Annotated in this window: 16 protein-coding genes; 3 read left to right on the top strand and 13 right to left on the bottom strand. The window is 56.6% G+C overall.

Features of this window, described 5'->3' with window-relative positions; translation table 11 throughout:
• Window positions 1-75: 75 nt before the first annotated feature.
• A complete protein-coding gene (locus CAFE_RS01435; RefSeq protein ID WP_066645970.1) occupies window positions 76-1,209 on the bottom strand; it encodes a glycerate kinase family protein in 1,134 nt (377 codons plus the stop codon).
• A gap of 85 nt (window positions 1,210-1,294) precedes the next feature.
• Entirely contained in the window at window positions 1,295-2,509 is a 1,215-nt protein-coding gene (locus CAFE_RS01430; protein ID WP_156989590.1) for a CdaR family transcriptional regulator, read from the bottom strand.
• Between the two features lie 182 nt (window positions 2,510-2,691).
• Here CAFE_RS01430 and CAFE_RS01425 point away from each other — a divergent pair, with 182 nt between their 5' ends.
• Window positions 2,692-3,258, top strand: coding sequence for a hydrolase (locus tag CAFE_RS01425; RefSeq protein ID WP_066645974.1), 567 nt, complete (start codon window positions 2,692-2,694; stop codon window positions 3,256-3,258).
• Between the two features lie 481 nt (window positions 3,259-3,739).
• Here CAFE_RS01425 and CAFE_RS01420 read toward each other — a convergent pair whose 3' ends face one another.
• The 11 genes from CAFE_RS01420 to glnA all read right to left on the bottom strand — a co-directional run bounded on the left by CAFE_RS01420 (window position 3,740) and on the right by glnA (window position 14,363).
• On the bottom strand, window positions 3,740-4,549 hold the full coding sequence (locus CAFE_RS01420; protein ID WP_066645976.1) for an alpha/beta hydrolase: 810 nt from the start codon (window positions 4,547-4,549) through the stop codon (window positions 3,740-3,742).
• Between the two features lie 13 nt (window positions 4,550-4,562).
• Window positions 4,563-5,009 (bottom strand): Fe-S cluster assembly sulfur transfer protein SufU, encoded by a 447-nt coding sequence (gene sufU / locus CAFE_RS01415; protein WP_066645978.1) that lies wholly within the window; start codon window positions 5,007-5,009, stop codon window positions 4,563-4,565.
• Complete coding sequence (locus CAFE_RS01410) at window positions 4,999-6,222, bottom strand: cysteine desulfurase (RefSeq protein WP_156989589.1); 1,224 nt, start codon at window positions 6,220-6,222, stop codon at window positions 4,999-5,001. The genes sufU and CAFE_RS01410 overlap by 11 nt, the downstream gene beginning before the upstream one ends.
• The gene (locus tag CAFE_RS01405) at window positions 6,206-7,300 is read right to left on the bottom strand and encodes a SufD family Fe-S cluster assembly protein (protein ID WP_156989588.1); all 1,095 of its coding nucleotides are present in this window, start codon (window positions 7,298-7,300) and stop codon (window positions 6,206-6,208) included. Before CAFE_RS01405 ends, CAFE_RS01410 begins: the two co-directional genes overlap by 17 nt.
• A gap of 20 nt (window positions 7,301-7,320) precedes the next feature.
• Window positions 7,321-8,733: a Fe-S cluster assembly protein SufB gene (gene sufB, locus CAFE_RS01400; RefSeq protein ID WP_156989603.1), complete on the bottom strand. Its 1,413-nt coding sequence runs from the start codon at window positions 8,731-8,733 to the stop codon at window positions 7,321-7,323.
• 30 nt (window positions 8,734-8,763) lie between these two features.
• Complete coding sequence (gene sufC / locus CAFE_RS01395) at window positions 8,764-9,501, bottom strand: Fe-S cluster assembly ATPase SufC (protein ID WP_228724990.1); 738 nt, start codon at window positions 9,499-9,501, stop codon at window positions 8,764-8,766.
• Between the two features lie 124 nt (window positions 9,502-9,625).
• A complete protein-coding gene (locus tag CAFE_RS01390) occupies window positions 9,626-10,093 on the bottom strand; it encodes a helix-turn-helix domain-containing protein (protein ID WP_066645991.1) in 468 nt (155 codons plus the stop codon).
• A 253-nt stretch (window positions 10,094-10,346) separates the two neighbouring features.
• Window positions 10,347-10,490 carry a hypothetical protein gene (locus tag CAFE_RS19620; protein WP_166525041.1) on the bottom strand — a complete coding sequence of 48 codons (144 nt, stop codon included), beginning with the start codon at window positions 10,488-10,490 and terminating at the stop codon, window positions 10,347-10,349.
• Between the two features lie 24 nt (window positions 10,491-10,514).
• The gene (locus tag CAFE_RS01385; RefSeq protein ID WP_066645993.1) at window positions 10,515-11,948 is read right to left on the bottom strand and encodes a hypothetical protein; all 1,434 of its coding nucleotides are present in this window, start codon (window positions 11,946-11,948) and stop codon (window positions 10,515-10,517) included.
• A 75-nt stretch (window positions 11,949-12,023) separates the two neighbouring features.
• The gene (locus CAFE_RS01380) at window positions 12,024-12,887 is read right to left on the bottom strand and encodes a pyridoxamine kinase (RefSeq protein ID WP_156989587.1); all 864 of its coding nucleotides are present in this window, start codon (window positions 12,885-12,887) and stop codon (window positions 12,024-12,026) included.
• Between the two features lie 138 nt (window positions 12,888-13,025).
• Window positions 13,026-14,363, bottom strand: coding sequence for a type I glutamate--ammonia ligase (glnA, locus tag CAFE_RS01375; protein ID WP_156989586.1), 1,338 nt, complete (start codon window positions 14,361-14,363; stop codon window positions 13,026-13,028).
• 280 nt (window positions 14,364-14,643) lie between these two features.
• Here glnA and CAFE_RS01370 point away from each other — a divergent pair, with 280 nt between their 5' ends.
• A complete protein-coding gene (locus tag CAFE_RS01370) occupies window positions 14,644-15,129 on the top strand; it encodes a sigma-70 family RNA polymerase sigma factor (RefSeq protein WP_156989585.1) in 486 nt (161 codons plus the stop codon).
• Complete coding sequence (locus tag CAFE_RS01365) at window positions 15,119-16,486, top strand: serpin family protein (RefSeq protein ID WP_156989584.1); 1,368 nt, start codon at window positions 15,119-15,121, stop codon at window positions 16,484-16,486. The genes CAFE_RS01370 and CAFE_RS01365 overlap by 11 nt, the downstream gene beginning before the upstream one ends.
• Window positions 16,487-16,569: the final 83 nt, after the last annotated feature.

Below are 16,569 nucleotides of genomic sequence, written 5' to 3'. Positions count from 1 at the left end.
ATAATACTTCTCTTTCTTCCGCCGCCCCCCGGTTTCGAGGGGCGGCACCCTTTTGCGAAAACTGCGTTCAGCGCATTAAAGTTTCATTTGGCTGAACAGACGCATCAGGTTTTCCATGGTCAGAGCAAGGTCGTTTGTGCTCCTTTTTTTCGCCTTGCTGAAATCTACCGCCACGCGGTTGATGCTGAACACGGCCGACACCCCCCTGTCATAGACCGGCTGAATGTCGTCGCCGATGTCCCCGACAACCGCGATCAGCCGGACGCCGAGCTTTTTGGTCCGCGCGGCCACACCTGCGACTACTTTGCCGCGCAGGCTTTGGGAATCCAGCCTTCCCTCTCCGCTGAAAACCAGGTCGGCGTCCTGTGCGATACGGTCAAAGGCAACGGTATCCAGCACCGTTTCAATCCCCATTTTCAGCTCCGCCCCAAAAAAAGCCGCCATCCCCGCGCCCATGCCTCCGGCCGCGCCCGCGCCCGGAATATCAGCAATGTCGAGCCGCAGCTCGCGCTGAACCGTTTCGGCAAAGCACCGCAATTCCCCGTCCAGCCCGCGCACCATTTCAGGGTCCGCGCCCTTTTGCGGAGCAAACACATAGGCTGCGCCCATTTCCCCGTAAAGCGGATTGTCGATGTCGCACATCGCTGTGATTTCAGCCTCTTTTAGTCTGGGGTCAAGTCCTGAAACGTCGATCCGGCTGACCCGCGACAGCGTTCCGCCCGTCGGGACGAACTCTTTTCCGTCCGCGTTAAAAAACTTAACGCCCGCGCCCGCTGCGGCGCCCGCCCCCGCGTCGTTCGTACAGCTTCCGCCCAGACCGACAATAATTTTTCGGCACCCGCGCGAGGCCGCGTTTCTCATCAGCTGACCCACCCCGAAGGTGGTCGCCAGATCCGGCCTGCGCCGTCCCTCCGAAAGGGCGAAGCCCGCGCAGGCCGCCATCTCGATCACCGCCGTGCCGCCGGGCAGAAGGCCGTAAAAGCTTTCCATTTCTTCTCCGAAAGGCCCGCTGACCCTGCAGAAAACCTTTTCACCGCCCGCCGCAGCCAGAAAAGCGTCCACGCTGCCTTCTCCGCCGTCCGCAACGGGAATGGAGACGATTTCGGCGTCGGAGTAAAATCGTCCGATCTGCTCCGCCATAATCCGGCAGACCTCCGCGGAACTCATCGTGCCTTTAAAGGAATCCGGAATCAAAACAAACTTTTTCATTGCAATCCACACCTTTTCAATCAGGATCCCCGCCTGAAAGCGGAGTATGCTTCCATTTTATCCTGACGCGGCGGAATCGTATATGTTACGGGCGACAGAATCCGGCCCGGTTTTCTGTTCTCAAAAACAGACCCTTGTCAGTTTCGCTATGTGCTCTCCTCCGGATGCAGCTCGCGGTAAAACAGCACCGCAAGGTAGAAGAGCGCGGCGGCATGGTTCGCGCGTCCAGTCCCGTTTCTTCGACGAGCTTTTTCAGCCGGTACTGAAGCGTGTTTTTGTGCATAAAAAGCTCCTCTGCAGCCTTTGAGATGGAGTCGTTCGCGCGGAAAAAAACCTCCAGGAGACGCACCCATTCTTTGACTTCCTCGTCCCCGCAGCCGCGGAAGATTCTGCGGATATACTCTTTCTTGCGCGCGTCTGAAATTTCGTTCAAAAAAATATCGACCGTTACTTCGTCGTACAGCCGCAGTCTTGAACCCCGGCGGGACCGTGCCGCCCGGAGCGCTTTTTCGGCTTGCCGGCAAGCGGCATAAACAGAAAAAAGGCCGGCTTGGCTGCCGTCGATCCCCGCGAAAAACGGAATTTCGAATTCCTCCTCCGCCTCTCCTTGAACAGCTGCGGCAAGCCGCTTCATCTGTTCGTCCGTCCTGCGCGACGCGATGCAGAACATTTTGTCGCCGCTGCGCAGCACCAGACAACCCTGCTCCCTTTTCAGCCGCCCCCTGACGGCCTTTTCCATCTGCTCCGCCAAACGCCGTCCCTCCGCGGTTTCATCGCAGTCCGTCATTCCCTCCGGCGACAAAATGAACACCCGGCGCGCCTTTTCAACATCAATCCCGATGGATTTTCCGCGCTCCGGAAAAGACGGGTCCTGCTCCGCGTTCTCCGTAAAGATCCATTCCTCCAGAAAACGGTTCCGGATGGTCTCGTCCCGTAATTTCTGTTCCTTCAGGTAACTGTCCAGCAACAGAATCTCCGTCATCTTCTTGATGATTTCACCGTATTTTGCCACTTCCGCCCGTTTTCCGGTTATCCCAACAACCCCGACGATCGTATTTTGAAACAAAATCGGGAAGTTCACTCCCTCCCGCGCCCCCGCGTACTCATTGTCGTTCTCCACGTTCATCCGGTCGAGATTCCGTTCCACGATCTGGCTTGCGCCCTCGTGGAACTGCCCGATCCGCTTCGGGTCCGTGCTTGCGATGATTGTGCCCCTGTCGTTCATCATATTGACGGGATAATCGATAATCCCGCTCATTTCCGTGACAATCCGCATCGCGTCCTGATGTGAAATCCGCATAAGACAGGCTCTCCTCCCCGCTGTATCTGATCCGCTGCTTCTATTATATCCCCCCCAAGCGCCGCGTACAAGCCCGCGGCGGAGACCCGCGATTCTTGACAAATGAAACCGAATCGGCTAGGATATGGGTTAAGGATATGCAGAAATTACTGGAATAACAAAATGGAAATCGGGGGGTTCAAATGGGAAAAATACCGAGTCTGGAAGAGGCGCAGAAGCTGCTGGAGGAATACAACAAAGATCCGTTCCACCTGCATCACGGAAAAGTGGTTTCCGGCGTGATGGGATATTTCGCACAGGAATACGACCCGGAAAACGTGGAATTCTGGAAAGCGGTCGGCCTGCTGCACGACCTGGACTTTGAGCAGTTCCCGGAACAGCACTGCATCAAAGAACAGGAAATCATGCGGGAACGCGGGATCGACGAAAAGCTGATCCACGCAGTAGTCAGCCACGGCTACGGCCTGACGGTCGACGTCAAGCCGGAACACATCATGGAAAAAATCCTGTTTGCCACCGACGAATTAACCGGGCTGATCGGCGCCGTCGCGCTGATGCACCCCTCCAAAAGCGTTTCGGACATGCAGTTAAAATCCGTGAAAAAGAAATTCAAGACTCCCGCCTTTGCCGCGGGCTGTTCCCGGGACGTCATTCTGAAGGGCGCGGACATGCTCGGCTGGAGCCTCGACGACCTGATGAGCCGCACCATCGACGCGATGAAGAGTTTAGTCGGCACGATGGAAATTTAGACGAATCGTAGCTTCCGGAGCCATACCGTTCGATAACAATCTGAACAGTTAACCCCCGGCGAAGCCCTGTTTTACCGGCAGCGCCTCAAGGCGCTTTGAGCTTTCTTACGCTTGCAACGGTACTTCTCACCCCCTGCCCCCTCCCTGCCATAGCACCTCCCATTTCATGGAGGCTGCCTTGCTTTCGCTTCGAAATTAGAATGGGAGGGGTTTGGGGTAGGTTCGATGCGCATTTTCTGCTCAGCGCTAAAGCTCTTCTGAACCCCCCGGCATAGCCGGGGGGTTTAAAGGGCATAAAAAAACAGGGTTCAATGAGTTTGCACTCATTCAACCCTGTTTCCTTTTCAGGTCATTAAAAATTTGTAAACCGTCTCTGTACCCGTACGCAAAATACGTTCTTCGTCCAATTCCTTCCGGGATGGGTCAGAACCGAAATGACTCAGCATGCCGATCTCAGGATTCCTCCCGCTTCTGTTTTGCTTTATTCCTTAAACTCAAACAGGTCGCCCAGCCATTGCGTGCAGAGCGGAAACCATTCCGCGCAGTGCGGATTCGGCGTGCCGACCTCTTCGCTGCACATGGAAAGGCCGTGCCCGCCTTTCTGAAAAACGTGGTATTCAAACGGAATCCGGAATCGCCGAAGAGCCGCGGCGAAAAACAGCGTATTTTCCAGCGGAACACAGTCGTCTTCAAACGTATGCCACAAAAAAGCAGGCGGCGTTTTCATGCTCACCTGATTTTCCAGGGAGAAAAGCCCGACCTGCTCCGCCGTCGGCTCCCCGCCGCACACAAAGGCCGCGGACTCGCTGTGAGTGAATTCCCCTGCGGTGAGAACCGGATAGCACAAAATCATGGCATCCGGCCTGTTGCCGCCTTCTTGCGTGTCCGTTTTCGCCTTCAGCTCCGGGCTGTCCCATAAGGTGCCGAGGCAAGCCGCCACATGCCCGCCGGCGGAAAAACCGCAAACCGCGATTTTGTTGGGAACGATTCCCCATTCAGCGCTGTTTTCCCGAATCGTCAGAACGGTATTTGACAGTTCTATGAGAGGCTGCAAATTTTTCGCGTTTTCCCGAATGGAGTAATACAGAACAAAAACCTGATATCCCTTTGCGAAAAAAGCAGCCGCAGGCGGGGCAGTTTCCCGCTCCGACAGCATGGCGTAGCCGCCGCCCGGGCAGATTACGACACAGGGCCGCTTCGCGCGGTCGGGCATTTCACCGTTCGGTTCGTGCAAAAAGCCTGCCGCGCGGGCAGCGCTGTTCGGATTCGGAGAAAAGGTAACCGTTTTCATGAAAACCGCTTCCTTACGATTTTTCTGGGTTTCGCTCCCCGTGAATCGCGTTTTCCAGCGTGTGCCACCCCAGCACGGCGCATTTGACGCGGGCGGGCATGTGGGAAATGTCCTTGAGCGCAATCGCTTCGTCAAGGTCTTCCAGCTGCGATTCATCCGTTACTTCGTTCTTGATCATGCCGAAAAACAGATTCGCCAAACGAAGCGCTTCCTCTTTGGTCTGCCCCTTGATCAGGTCGATCATAATGGAGGCCGAAGCCTGTGAAATCGCGCAGCCGATGCCGGTAAAGCCGGCGTCCTCAATCACGCCGTCCTTTTCGCGCAGCTCCAGCTCAATTTCATCGCCGCAGCTCGGGTTGACGCCTTTGAGCACCGCGGTGGGATTCTCAATATGGTGCTTGTTGCGGCTGGAGTTATTGTGTTCCGTCAGAATCTGCGTGTAGATGTTTTCAATCCCCAAGGCCGAGCCACCCCCTGACTTTTTTCAGGCTTGCAAGAAAAATATCAATATCTTCTTTCGTATTGTAAAAATACAGGCTTGCGCGGCAGGTTGCGTTCACGCCAAGGTACTGCATGAGCGGCTGCGCGCAGTGATGCCCGGCGCGGATTGCCACCCCGTCGGAATCCAGGATGGAGGAAACGTCGTGCGGATGGACTCCGTCCACGTTAAACGAGATCACGCCGCAGCGCTGCTCGCCCGCTCTGGTGTCACCGTACACCGTCACATGCGGAATCTTCGCCATACCGTCGAGCGCATAGGAAAGCAGTTCCTCTTCCGTTTTAATGATTGTGTCGTAGCCGATCTGTTTGAGGTAGTCGATTGCGGCGGCCAAGCCAACCGCTCCCCCGACGTTCTGCGTCCCGGCTTCAAACTTCTGCGGCAGCGGCGCGAACGTCGCGTCCTGCTCGCTGACAGATTCGATCATCTCGCCGCCGGTTAAAAACGGCGGCATTTGATTCAGCAGCTCTTCTTTTCCGTACAGCACGCCGACGCCCATCGGCGCCAGCATCTTATGACCGGAAAACGCGGCGAAATCCACATCCAGCTTTTTAACATCGACCGGGTAATGCGGAATGCTCTGCGCGCAGTCCAGCACAACCACCGCGCCGGCTTTGTGCGCCCTGCGGACGATTTCCTCCACGGGGTACACCGTGCCCAAAACATTGGAAACATGAGCGACCGCGACCAGCTTCGTTTTGGGGCCGATTTTGTCCAGCTCCGCCTGAGGCAGGCGGCCGTTTTTGTCCGGATACAGAAAGACCAGCTTCGCGCCCTTCGCCCTTGCCACCATCTGCCACGGCAGAACATTGCTGTGGTGTTCGGAAACCGGCAGGGCGATTTCGTCCCCTTCTTTCATGAAGTTCAGCCCGTAACTGTACGCCACAAGGTTCAGGGATTCGGACGCGTTGCGGGTAAACAGGACCTCGCAGTCCTTCTCCGCGTGAATGAATTCACGAACCGCGGCGCGGGAGTCCTCGTACATCTGTGTGGCGCGAATGCTCAGCTCATAAAGACCGCGGTGCGGATTCGCGTTGGAGCTGCGGTAGTATTCGTCCACGGCCCGGATGACGGAAAGCGGCTTCTGCGTTGTGGCGGCGTTGTCCAGGTAAACAAGGCGTTTGCCGTTGTGTTCTTCTTTCAGAATCGGAAAATCGTTAAGATACGGATTCAATGGCTTCCAGCCTCTCTTTCACATACTCGGAAACCGCGTCCCGCAGCGCCGGGTCCGGAATCCGGTCGGTCACCGGACGGAACTGCGCCTCGATCAGCAGTTTTCTCGCATCCAGCTCGCTTAATCCGCGGGACATGAGGTAAAACAGGCGGTTGCTGTCGATCTTGCCGGCGGAGGCCGCGTGCTGGCCCTCCACATCCTCTTCCGCGCACAAAATCAGCGGTGCGGAGCGATTCACGACTTTCGGGCTGAACAACAGGCTGTACTCGCTTTCGTGCCCGACCGCGCGTTTGGAGCCGCGAACAAAATCGATGGTTCCGCGGAACGTTTTGCGGCTTTCATCCAGCAGCGCGCCGCTCGCGTGGATTTCACTGTGTGTCGCGCGGCCGGTATGCTCCGCCAAATAATTAATATCAATGGAACGGCTGCGGTCGCCAAAATAGATGGTATTCAGATTCAGCAGACTTTTCCGGCCCTTCAGGGCGGCTTTCAGGCCGGCCGCCGCGCTTTTCCCGCCAAGCTCCGCCTGAATCACGCTGACTTCGCCGTTTTCGGCGCACTGCGCGCCCACATCGTCGTAATGCAGGCATTTGTCGCCGAGCATCTGCACCTGAATCAGCCGGATCACCGCGTTCTTGCCCGCGTAAAGCTTTGTCAGCCCCCCGTGGAAGCCGGGGAAATCCGCCGCCGATGTGTAGCTCATGACGACGGTCACTTCGCTGTTCTCCCCGGCGACAACCGTCGTGACGTCCAGTACGGAAGGATTCTTTTCGTCCACGCGGTAAGTCAGATGCACCGGTCGCTCCGCCTTCACGCCGTCCGGCACGCGAACCGTGACGCCGCAGGTCCGGTTGTCCTCCGTAAAATTCCTGACCGCGTCCCCCATGCCGGTCGAAAGCTCCGGCGCGGGAAGCGGTTCCGCAGAGATTTCAACATTCCGCGGCAATTCTGTGGAAAGATACCGCCCGTCGTACGGATGAATTTCGGGAATTGTTTCCCCGATTTTGATTTCGTTGATTCCCAGCCGGAACCAGGTGGGCGCCGGCAGGGAATTGACATGTTCCAGTTCCAGATTCATTTTAATCCCTTTCACCGGCCTTAACCGATGGAGCCCTCCATTTCCAGCTTAATCAGATTGTTCATCTCCACGGCGTATTCCACCGGGAGTTCCTTGGCGATCGGCTCCGCAAAGCCGGTCACGATCATCGCCTTGGCGTCCTCTTCGGAAATGCCGCGGCTCATCAGGTAAAAAATCGCGTCGTCGCTGATGCGGCCGATCTTTGCTTCGTGTCCGACGTCCACGTCGTCGTTGCGGATGTCCATAACCGGAATCGTGTCGGAGCGGGAGCGGTCGTCCAGCATCAAGGATTCGCACGAAACGGACGATTTGCAGCCGTACGCCTGCGGCAGGACGCTGACCGAGCTGCGGTAGGTGCACCAGCCGCCGTCTTTCGAAATCGACTTGGTGTTGATGCTTGAATAGGTATGCGGCGCCGCGTGAACCACCTTCGCGCCCGTGTCGAGCGACTGGCCGCGGCCGGCGAAGGTGATGCCGGTAAATTCCATGCGGGAGCCTTCGCCCTTTAAAATGCTCATCGGGTACAAATTCGAAATATGGGAGCCGAACGAGCCGGACACCCATTCGATGGTCCCGCCCTCTTCGACCACCGCGCGCTTGGTGTTCAGGTTGAACATGTTCTTCGACCAGTTTTCAATGGTGGAGTAACGCAGGCGCGCGTTTTTGCCCACATACAGTTCGACGCACCCGGCGTGCAGGTTCGCAACGTTGTATTTCGGCGCGGAGCAGCCCTCGATAAAGTGGAGGTTCGCGCCCTCGCCGACGATAATCAGCGTGTGCTCGAACTGGCCCGCGCCCGGCGCGTTCAGCCGGAAATAGGACTGAAGCGGAATTTCCACATTGACGCCCGGCGGAACATAAACAAACGAACCGCCCGACCAGACCGCCCCGTGCAGGGCGACGAATTTATGGTCCTCCGGCGGGACGAGCTTCATGAAATGCTTTTTAACCATCGGGCCGTATTCCGGGTCCCGGACCGCGCTTTCCATATCGGTATAGATAACGCCCTGACGGCGGACTTCCTCGCGCACGTTGTGGTAAACGACCTCAGAGTCGTACTGCGCCCCGACGCCCGCGAGCGACTTGCGTTCCGCTTCCGGAATTCCCAGGCGCTCAAACGTATTTTTAATGTCGTCCGGCACCTCGTTCCATTTGGCTTTCAGTTGGGTGTTCGGACGGATGTAGGTGACGATCTCATCCATATTCAGTTCGTCGAGCGGCGGCCCCCAGCCCGGCAGCCGCAGGCGGTTGTAGATCTGAAGCGATTTGAGCCGGAACAGGCGCATCCACTCCGGATCGTTTTTCGCGGCGGAAATCTCATTGACAATTTTCGCCGTCAGACCCTGTCCGACCTGATAGGAGGCGTTGACACGGTCGCGTATATCGTAAACCGTGCGGTCGATGTCCTCCACCTGTGTTTTTCTTTTATGCAAAGCGTTCAACTCTTATTTCCCTCCGCGTTCTCAGACGGCCTCAAGCCCCTGAAATCCCGATTCGTTGATCCTGTCGATCAGAGTTCTGTCGCCCGTTTGTTGGATTCTGCCGCCCATCAGGATATGCACGGCGTCCACCGGCAGGAAATCAAGTATCTTCGTATTGTGCGTAATAATCAGCAGGGAATTCTCTCCGTTTCTGAATTTTTCGACGCCCTTCGAGACGATTTTGACCGCGTCCACGTCCAGGCCGGAATCCGTTTCGTCCAGAATTGCGAGCTTCGGGTTCAGCATCAGCATCTGCAAAATTTCCGACTTTTTCTTTTCCCCGCCGGAAAACCCGACGTTTAAATAGCGGGAGGCATACTCCTCATCCATGTGGAGCTCCTCCATCTTCTGCGCCAGCTCTTTTTTATAGGCAAACAGCTTTACCGGCTTCCCCGTTACGGCATAGCGCGACGTGCGCATGAAATTTTCCAGCGAAATTCCCGGCACTTCCTCCGGATTCTGGAATGAAAGAAACAGCCCGGCTTTCGCTCGTTCATTCGCCGGCGCGTTTGTAATGTCTTGTCCGTCAAACAGAATCGAGCCGCCGTCCACATGGTACTGAGGATGTCCCATCACGGTGTTGACCAGTGTGGACTTTCCCGCGCCGTTCGGGCCCATCAGAACATGGACTTCTCCTTTTCCCACGGTAAGGTTCAGCCCGCTGAGAATCTGATTGCCCTCCACGCTGACCGCAAGATCCCTGATTTCCAAAAGTTGCACTGACTTTTCCACCTCTCCGACTTTTTACAATGAAACGGGCATTTGCCCTTAATGTATACTAAATTGATGTGCATTTACATTATAGACGGAAACGGTCTACTTTGCAAGCCGCGGAAGAAATTTTTTATCGCAAATCCGACGGATTACAGCCCAGAATCGACGCGATTTGAAGCAGGATTTCCTCATCCGGCTCACGCTCGAGGTTTTCCCACTGATACAGCAGCTGAGGCGTAACGGAAAGCCGTTCTGCAAGCTCGGCGAGCGTCATGCCGGTTGCCTGCCGGTATGACGCGATTTTTTTGACCGGCTCCAAAAGATAAGCCCGCCGTTTTTTTTCATCGATCAAAAGCGGGCAGCCGTTGTGCAGCATCAGCCCGCAAAGGCCGCCCTCCGCGCTGAACACGGCAGGGTCGCCGCCCGGCGCGATGCCCGCGCCGTACTCCTCCGGCAGAACATAGTCCCTTCCGCCGTCGTCACGGCCGGTTACGCCCGGCTGATTCCTCCACGGAAGCAGGGAGCAGCTTTCCCCCTCCTGCTCCGGTTCCGGCGCGGAATAGCAGTTGATTTTATAGATGGTGATGATTTCGCCCATTACGGCAGCTCCCCCGATCAATCATTTTGTAATAGTATAGCATGCCCGCGCAAATCTGTCTTTGCCCTGCGATGCCCAGATCCGAATTTTGCAAAAAAGCCTTACAAAGTCCGGAATTTGGTATTATAGTGATGATATGGATTTGATACGCCTATCTCCGCCCCTGAGCAGGCCACGCCCGCGCGCATGCCCCGGCTGTCCGGAGGGGAAAAGGCGCAGGGGAAAAAGCGAAAACCGCTTTTTCCCCTGCCCGTTACGTCGGCCGCGCGCGTTTTTCCCCGTGTTTTGCTTTGCCCTGCAGCTCCGGCACCGGACGCGTGTTCCTCGGCATATGCGCTTTTTTACTGCTTTGCGTCGGCTCTCCGGAATCGGGGCGCCGCATTCCCGCTTTCGCCATTGAGGCACCCTCTTTTATACATCGTTATTTTTGATGGACTGTTTTTTTGCGTTTCGGTTTTGATTTTGATTTTCCCTTGTCACGGGCGTCTGCCCGTTCGCCTTTCGAATCCGGTCCTTCTTGTTGTCCGGCTGGCTGTCTTTGGGCACTGGAACCACCTCCGGCATTATTTTGGCTTTTCGCCGGAGCTTTATGCGAAGAAGGCGAAACAGCGCTCTCCAGTTCCTGAATCATCCCGTCCAGAAACCGTTCGGCGACGCGCCTGTTTTTCTCCGTTGCGTACAGGCTGCTGCAAAGCGCGCAGCGGCCGCCGAACGTGGAAACCGAAACCTGAAAACTGGGCGGGTGCTTGACCGCCGTCGCAAGGTAGGCGTCATTGATTTTTCCGTTGCCGAAATCGAGCCTGCGCCAATCCAAAACCCCAAGATTCGTAAAGGAGACAACCGGAATTGAAAATTTCTTGTCAAAAAGTTTTTTCGCGGCGGAATAAGGCAGAACGGCGAACAGAAAATCCAGAACAAGCGGGCCTTTCAGGCAGTTCCGGTTTTCCTTCTGTGAGGACATCTGGGCGGCGGTTTTCCCGAGGGTCTCTTCAAACGGCTCGTTTTTTTTCATCGAAAAGCGGCAAATGTAATTGCTCGTCAGGTTGCAGATTCCGCACTTTTCGCTTTCGGAAAGGTACTTGCGCAAATCAACCGGACAGGGAATCGAGAATTCCGCGCACCCCGTGATCGCATGGTGCGCGCGTCCGTATGCCGTCAGCATAAGGTCATTGAAGGTTGCTCCCCTCTTTTTTGCATACCGCTTCAGCTCCGTGAGAAGCTCGCTTTCGACGCGGCGCAGAACGGTGACCGGCTCCCCCTCCTCTTTTTCCATCGGCAGAAACATTTCCGGCTCCTGTTTTTCAATTTTAACAGGGGAACGCAGGACCCTGATTCGCTCCGCCGCGCCCATCCCCCTGAAAACCTGTCCGACGTCGCGGTCCAGCGGCTCAGGCGGTACAATAAAGCCGGGATTTTCCAAACAGCGGCGGTAAAGGGACGCCAGCAGGTACAGGTACTCCTTAAACCCGGCCCCATCCGCCACAAGATGGCTGATAATCACGCAGAGGGTGTCGGATTCCGGCCCGCGCACCAAATGGATTTTCAGCTGCGGCTCCGAATCCAGCCTGATCGTATCCAGCAGCAGGCGTTCTTCCGCCGCGGCGCCCTCCGTGTTTTCCGACACGCTCACGATCCGGTCCGCCCCGAATCCCTTGTCTTCCCAGCCGTGCGTTTCCGATGAAAAGACGCACCGGAAAACGGGAACCGCGGAAACCGAAAGCTCAACCGCGCGTCTGAGCACATCCGGGTCCAGACGCCCCGAAAAGCGGATTATCGCGCGGATCAGCGGATTGTGCGCCGAAGTATAAAAATACTGCATCAGGTCAAATGCTTCCGTACGGATTTTATGTTTCATTCCAGTCGCCTTTCTCTATTGAATACGAGCCGGAAATTTCCGGCAGCCAAGATTTTCCTTTTTTTCACGGTTCCGTTACAAAGCCTCCGGGTCCGGAGCCAGTCTTTGCGCATAGGAAGGGATTCCCTCTTCAAAATTTACGCCGTAGCGCACGTCCGTCCCCGCCAGATGAGTCCGGGCAATCGCACGCTGCGTAAAGTCGACGGCCTCTTGAGCAGCCGCGCCGAGGGAGAAGCCGTTCATCAGCGCGCCGATCAGCGCGCTGGCAAACACGTCGCCCGTGCCGTGGTAATTCCCTTCGATTTTCGGAGCGAACGCGAAGCGGAATTCACCCGTCTCGCGGTCGTACGCGGCGCATCCGGTTTGTTCCGCGCTGAAAGAAACGCCCGTCAAGACCACGCGGCGGGGGCCAAGCTCCGACAGCCGCCGAAGCATTTCCTCCGCAGTCCTCCGGTCCTGCCGGCCCTCCCGGTACGGCTCCCCCAGCAGCAGCGCAGCCTCCGTCCGGTTCGGCAAAATCAGGTCCGCCTTCCGGCAGAGAGCCGCCATCCCCTGCGGGAATTCAGGGCCAAAAGAAGCGTACAGACTGCCGTTGTCCGCCATGACCGGATCAACGCACACCATCGCCCCCGGCGCGGCCAATTCGTCAATCAGCCCGGAAACCAGCCGGAGCTGGTCAAACGAGCCAAGGTATCCGGTGTAAAACGCGTCGAACCGCAGTCCCAGTGATTTCCAATGGTCCGCGATTTTCGGAATATCCTCGGTCAGGTCCCGGAACGTAAACCCCGTGAATCCCCCTGTATGCGTCGAAAGCACCGCCGTCGGCAGAACGCTGACGGTGCAGCCCGCCGCGGATAGGATCGGCAGCGCCACCGTCAGCGAGCATTTCCCGACGCAGGAAATATCGTGTACGGCCAGAACGTTTTTTTGCAACGGCATCTCATCGCCTTCCGTATCAAATAATGTTCCTATTTTAGCTCTCCGCAGAAACGAATTCAAGACCGGACGAAAAAAGTCCCGCCGCTGCTGCCGCAGCGGCGGGGTACGGCCGTTCAGGGCCATACAGACGGCCCCGGCTTAATATTTCTGCAAGTAATTTTCAATTTCCCAGTCGGTCACCGCGCGGGTGTAGCGAGCCCATTCCCGCTCTTTTTCCAGCAGGAAATTATGCAGGGCGTGCCCCCCAAGCACATTCGCAATTACCGGATCGCTTTTCAGCGCTTCCATGGCGTCAATCAGGCTGAGCGGAAGCGTTTCAATCCCCATTTCATTGATTTTTTCCTCCGGCAGGTCGAACAGGTCGCAGTCCGTCGCGGGCGGCGGCGTCATCTTCTTCTCAACGCCGTCCAGTCCGGCCGCCAGGCAGCATGCAAGCATCAGGTACGGGTTCGCGGAAGGGTCCGGGGAACGGAATTCAATGCGGGCCCCTTTTCCCCGGGAAGAGGGGATGCGTACGAGCGGGCTGCGGTTGCGGCAGGACCACGTGATGTGAACGGGCGCCTCGTAACCGGAAGCAAGGCGCTTGTAGGAATTGACGGTCGGATTGCAGACCGCGGTCAGCGCCCTGGCATGCGCGAGAAGCCCGGCCATAAACCGGTAGGCCGTCTCGCTCAGGCCGTTGCCGGACGGATCGTCAGGGCCGTCGAACAGATTTTTTCCGTCGCGCATCAGCGACATGTGAAGATGCATTCCGGAGCCGCTCACATCCGAACGGGGTTTCGGCATAAAGGTCGCGTAACCGCCGGAAGCCTTCGCCATCGATTTAACCGCCATTTTAAACGTCATGATATTGTCGGCCGTTTTGAGCGCCGTATCGTATTTGAAGTCAATTTCATGCTGCCCGACCGCCGCTTCGTGGTGAGAGGCCTCCACCTCAAAGCCCATGCTTTCCAGCGTCAGGCAGATTTCGCGGCGGATATCGCCGCCGATATCAATGGAGCCGAGGTCGAAATAGCCCGCGGTGTCGCGCGTCTGCGTGGTCGGCCTGCCGTAATCGTCCATTTCGAACAGGAAGAATTCGCATTCCGGACCAACATTAAACTCGATCCCGAGTTCCTCTGCCTTTTTCATTTCTTTTTTCAGGATCCGCCGGGGGTCGCCGTCATAGGGCTCGCCGTCCGGGGAATAGACGTCGCAGATAAAACGCGCGACCCCGTCGTGAGTCGGCCGCCAGGGAAGCATGGTAAACGTGTCCCGGTCCGGGTGCAGGCACATGTCCGATTCCGCGTCGCGCGCGAAACCGTCAAGAGACGAGCCGTCGAACACGCACTGGTTGTTCAGCGCTTTTTTCAGCTGATTTTTGGTGATCGCGACGTTCTTCATCATTCCCGTAATATCCGTAAACTGCAGACGAATGAACGTAACGTCGTTTTCATCCATCAGCTTGTAGATATCCTCTTTGCTGTAATGGCCCATTCCGCATACCTCCCGACGGTAAGATTTTAAATAAAGTCAAAAAAAACCCGGCACAGCGTGTCGGACCCCGTTGCCCATTCATTGTAATCTTCGCATACTGTTTTACATCCTTATTTTATACCATAGAGATACCTTGTTGCAAGCCCAAATATGAACGAACTGAAAATTATTTCTGAATTTGCGGGGTATGCGGGCCGGAGTGGAAAACGGCGGAAATTTTTTACCCGGGCGCAAGGAAATCGGCGCCTCAATCGTATTCTATTTGAAAGGGGAGAAATGGATGAAAGCAGCAGAGCCTAGCGGAGAAGCGGAGGAGCTTTTAAACCGCTATTCCGACATGGTGCTTCGGATTGCCCTTCACAATGTGAAAGCCAGAGCGGACGCCGAGGACATCGCGCAGGAGGTTTTCCTGAAACGGATCACCGCGCGCCGTTCGTTCGCTTCCCCGGAACACGAAAAAGCCTGGATGATCCGCGTCACCGTCAATCAGTGCCGGGATTTTCTGAAATCGGCGCGGAACCGGCCGACCGTCGCGCTGGAGGAGTCGGTCCCCGATTCCCCGCACAGCACGGAAGTACTGGACGCGGTGCTGTGCCTTCCCGTTCCGTACCGGAACGTGATTTACCTTTATTATTACGAAGGGTACAGCGTCAGGGAGATTTCACACATCCTGCGCAGGAGGGAAAACACGGTGTCCTCCTGGCTGTTCCGGGCGCGCGCCGCGCTGAAAAACTCTTTGACAGGAGGTTTTGACGATGAATCATAAAGAACAGTACCGTGAGGAATGCGAACGGATTCGGGCCTCGGAAACATGGAGGCATGCGGCCGCTTCCCGGATGCAGCAGCAGCCGCGGCGCCCGCGCACCGCAAAATGGGTCTTTCCCGGCGCGCTTGCCGCCGCTCTGGTCTGCGCGCTGGTTTTTTCGCCGCTTTTAAAACCGGCGACCGTCACCGTGGAAGCAAAGGAAAACCTGATGGAAAACATCCGTGCGCAAAAGCAGCAGGTTCCCGCCGCGCCCGGTCAGGACTTTATCTCAGCGCAGGCGGATTTCGCGGTACAACTGTTTCAAAAAACAGCCGACGCGGGCAAAAACTCGCTTGTCTCCCCGACTTCCGCCGCCCTGGCGCTCGGCATGACGGCAAACGGAGCGAAGGGCGGCACGCTTTCCCAGTTTGAAGCCCTGCTGGGCGGCGGGATGGATCTTTCCGCGCTGAACCAAAACTTTGCCGCCGAACAGAGCGCGCTGAAAGCCGTCACAAGCGGGAAAGCTCTGCTCGCCAACTCGATCTGGTACCGGAACCAGGGCCTTTCGATCAAAAAGCCGTTTCTGCAAAGCAACGCCGATTTCTTCGGCGCGGACGCATACAGGCTCGACTTCGGCGACCCCGCAGCCGTGGGAAAAATCAACAGCTGGGTCGACAAAAACACCGGCGGAACCATCAAAAAGATGGTCGGGCGGATCGAACCGGAAGAAATGATGATCCTGATCAACGCGCTGTATCTGGAACAGGAATGGAGATCCCCCTACATCAACAGCCGGGACGGCACGTTTCACGCGCCGGAAGGCGACAAAACCGTGAAAATGATGGAGTCGACGGAAACGTACCTGCACGACGGCGAAGCGGAGGGAATCCTCAAGCCGCTCAAAGATCCGCGTTACGCGTTCGCGGCGATTCTGCCGAAAAGCGGAACCTCCGTCAACGACTATGTTCAATCGCTGACCGGCCGGAAGTTTTTAAGCCTGCTGCGCTCCGGGGGTGACGGAACGGCGATTGGGACTCTGCCGAAATTCAAATTCAGCTGCGCGCTGAGCCTGAACGACGCGCTGCAGTCGCTTGGCCTTACCGACGCGTTCAACAGCGGCAAAGCCGATTTTTCCGCGATGGGCTCTTCCCCCGCGGGAAATCTTTATATCGGCAGCGTGCTGCAAAAAACCTTTCTTCAGGTTGACGAGGCAGGTTTAAAAGCCGGCGCGGCAACCGCCGTCATCCTGGACGCGGGATCCTCATCCTCTCAGCGGCCCCGTTCGGTCGTATTCGACCGGCCGTTCGTCATCGCCGTCGTCGACACCTCGACGAATCTGCCCCTGTTCCTCGGCGTGGTCGCGGACCCCGCCGCCTGACGGAAATCCAATATTTCCTTATTCTATAAATTTATTGTGAATTCTTTCCCGGAGGTTGGCAAAACACGTCCTTTTGATTTATA

Origin of the sequence: Caproicibacter fermentans, assembly GCF_009746625.1 — a bacterium.
GTDB lineage: Bacteria > Bacillota > Clostridia > Oscillospirales > Acutalibacteraceae > Caproicibacter > Caproicibacter fermentans.
The sequence above is the reverse complement of the archived record's forward strand: the minus strand, read 5'-3'. Positions and strand labels throughout refer to the sequence as shown.

Coding starts and splice junctions, on each gene's coding strand:
- CAFE_RS01370 (WP_156989585.1), top strand. CDS start 14,644: ATGAAAGCAGCAGAGCCTAGCGGAGAAGCGGAGGAGCTTTTAAACCGC.
- CAFE_RS01380 (WP_156989587.1), bottom strand. CDS start 12,887: ATGCCGTTGCAAAAAAACGTTCTGGCCGTACACGATATTTCCTGCGTC.
- CAFE_RS19620 (WP_166525041.1), bottom strand. CDS start 10,490: ATGGCGAAAGCGGGAATGCGGCGCCCCGATTCCGGAGAGCCGACGCAA.
- CAFE_RS01435 (WP_066645970.1), bottom strand. CDS start 1,209: ATGAAAAAGTTTGTTTTGATTCCGGATTCCTTTAAAGGCACGATGAGT.
- CAFE_RS01365 (WP_156989584.1), top strand. CDS start 15,119: ATGAATCATAAAGAACAGTACCGTGAGGAATGCGAACGGATTCGGGCC.
- CAFE_RS01420 (WP_066645976.1), bottom strand. CDS start 4,549: ATGAAAACGGTTACCTTTTCTCCGAATCCGAACAGCGCTGCCCGCGCG.
- CAFE_RS01390 (WP_066645991.1), bottom strand. CDS start 10,093: ATGGGCGAAATCATCACCATCTATAAAATCAACTGCTATTCCGCGCCG.
- CAFE_RS01430 (WP_156989590.1), bottom strand. CDS start 2,509: ATGCGGATTTCACATCAGGACGCGATGCGGATTGTCACGGAAATGAGC.
- glnA (WP_156989586.1), bottom strand. CDS start 14,363: ATGGGCCATTACAGCAAAGAGGATATCTACAAGCTGATGGATGAAAAC.
- CAFE_RS01385 (WP_066645993.1), bottom strand. CDS start 11,948: ATGAAACATAAAATCCGTACGGAAGCATTTGACCTGATGCAGTATTTT.
- CAFE_RS01405 (WP_156989588.1), bottom strand. CDS start 7,300: ATGAATCTGGAACTGGAACATGTCAATTCCCTGCCGGCGCCCACCTGG.
- CAFE_RS01425 (WP_066645974.1), top strand. CDS start 2,692: ATGGGAAAAATACCGAGTCTGGAAGAGGCGCAGAAGCTGCTGGAGGAA.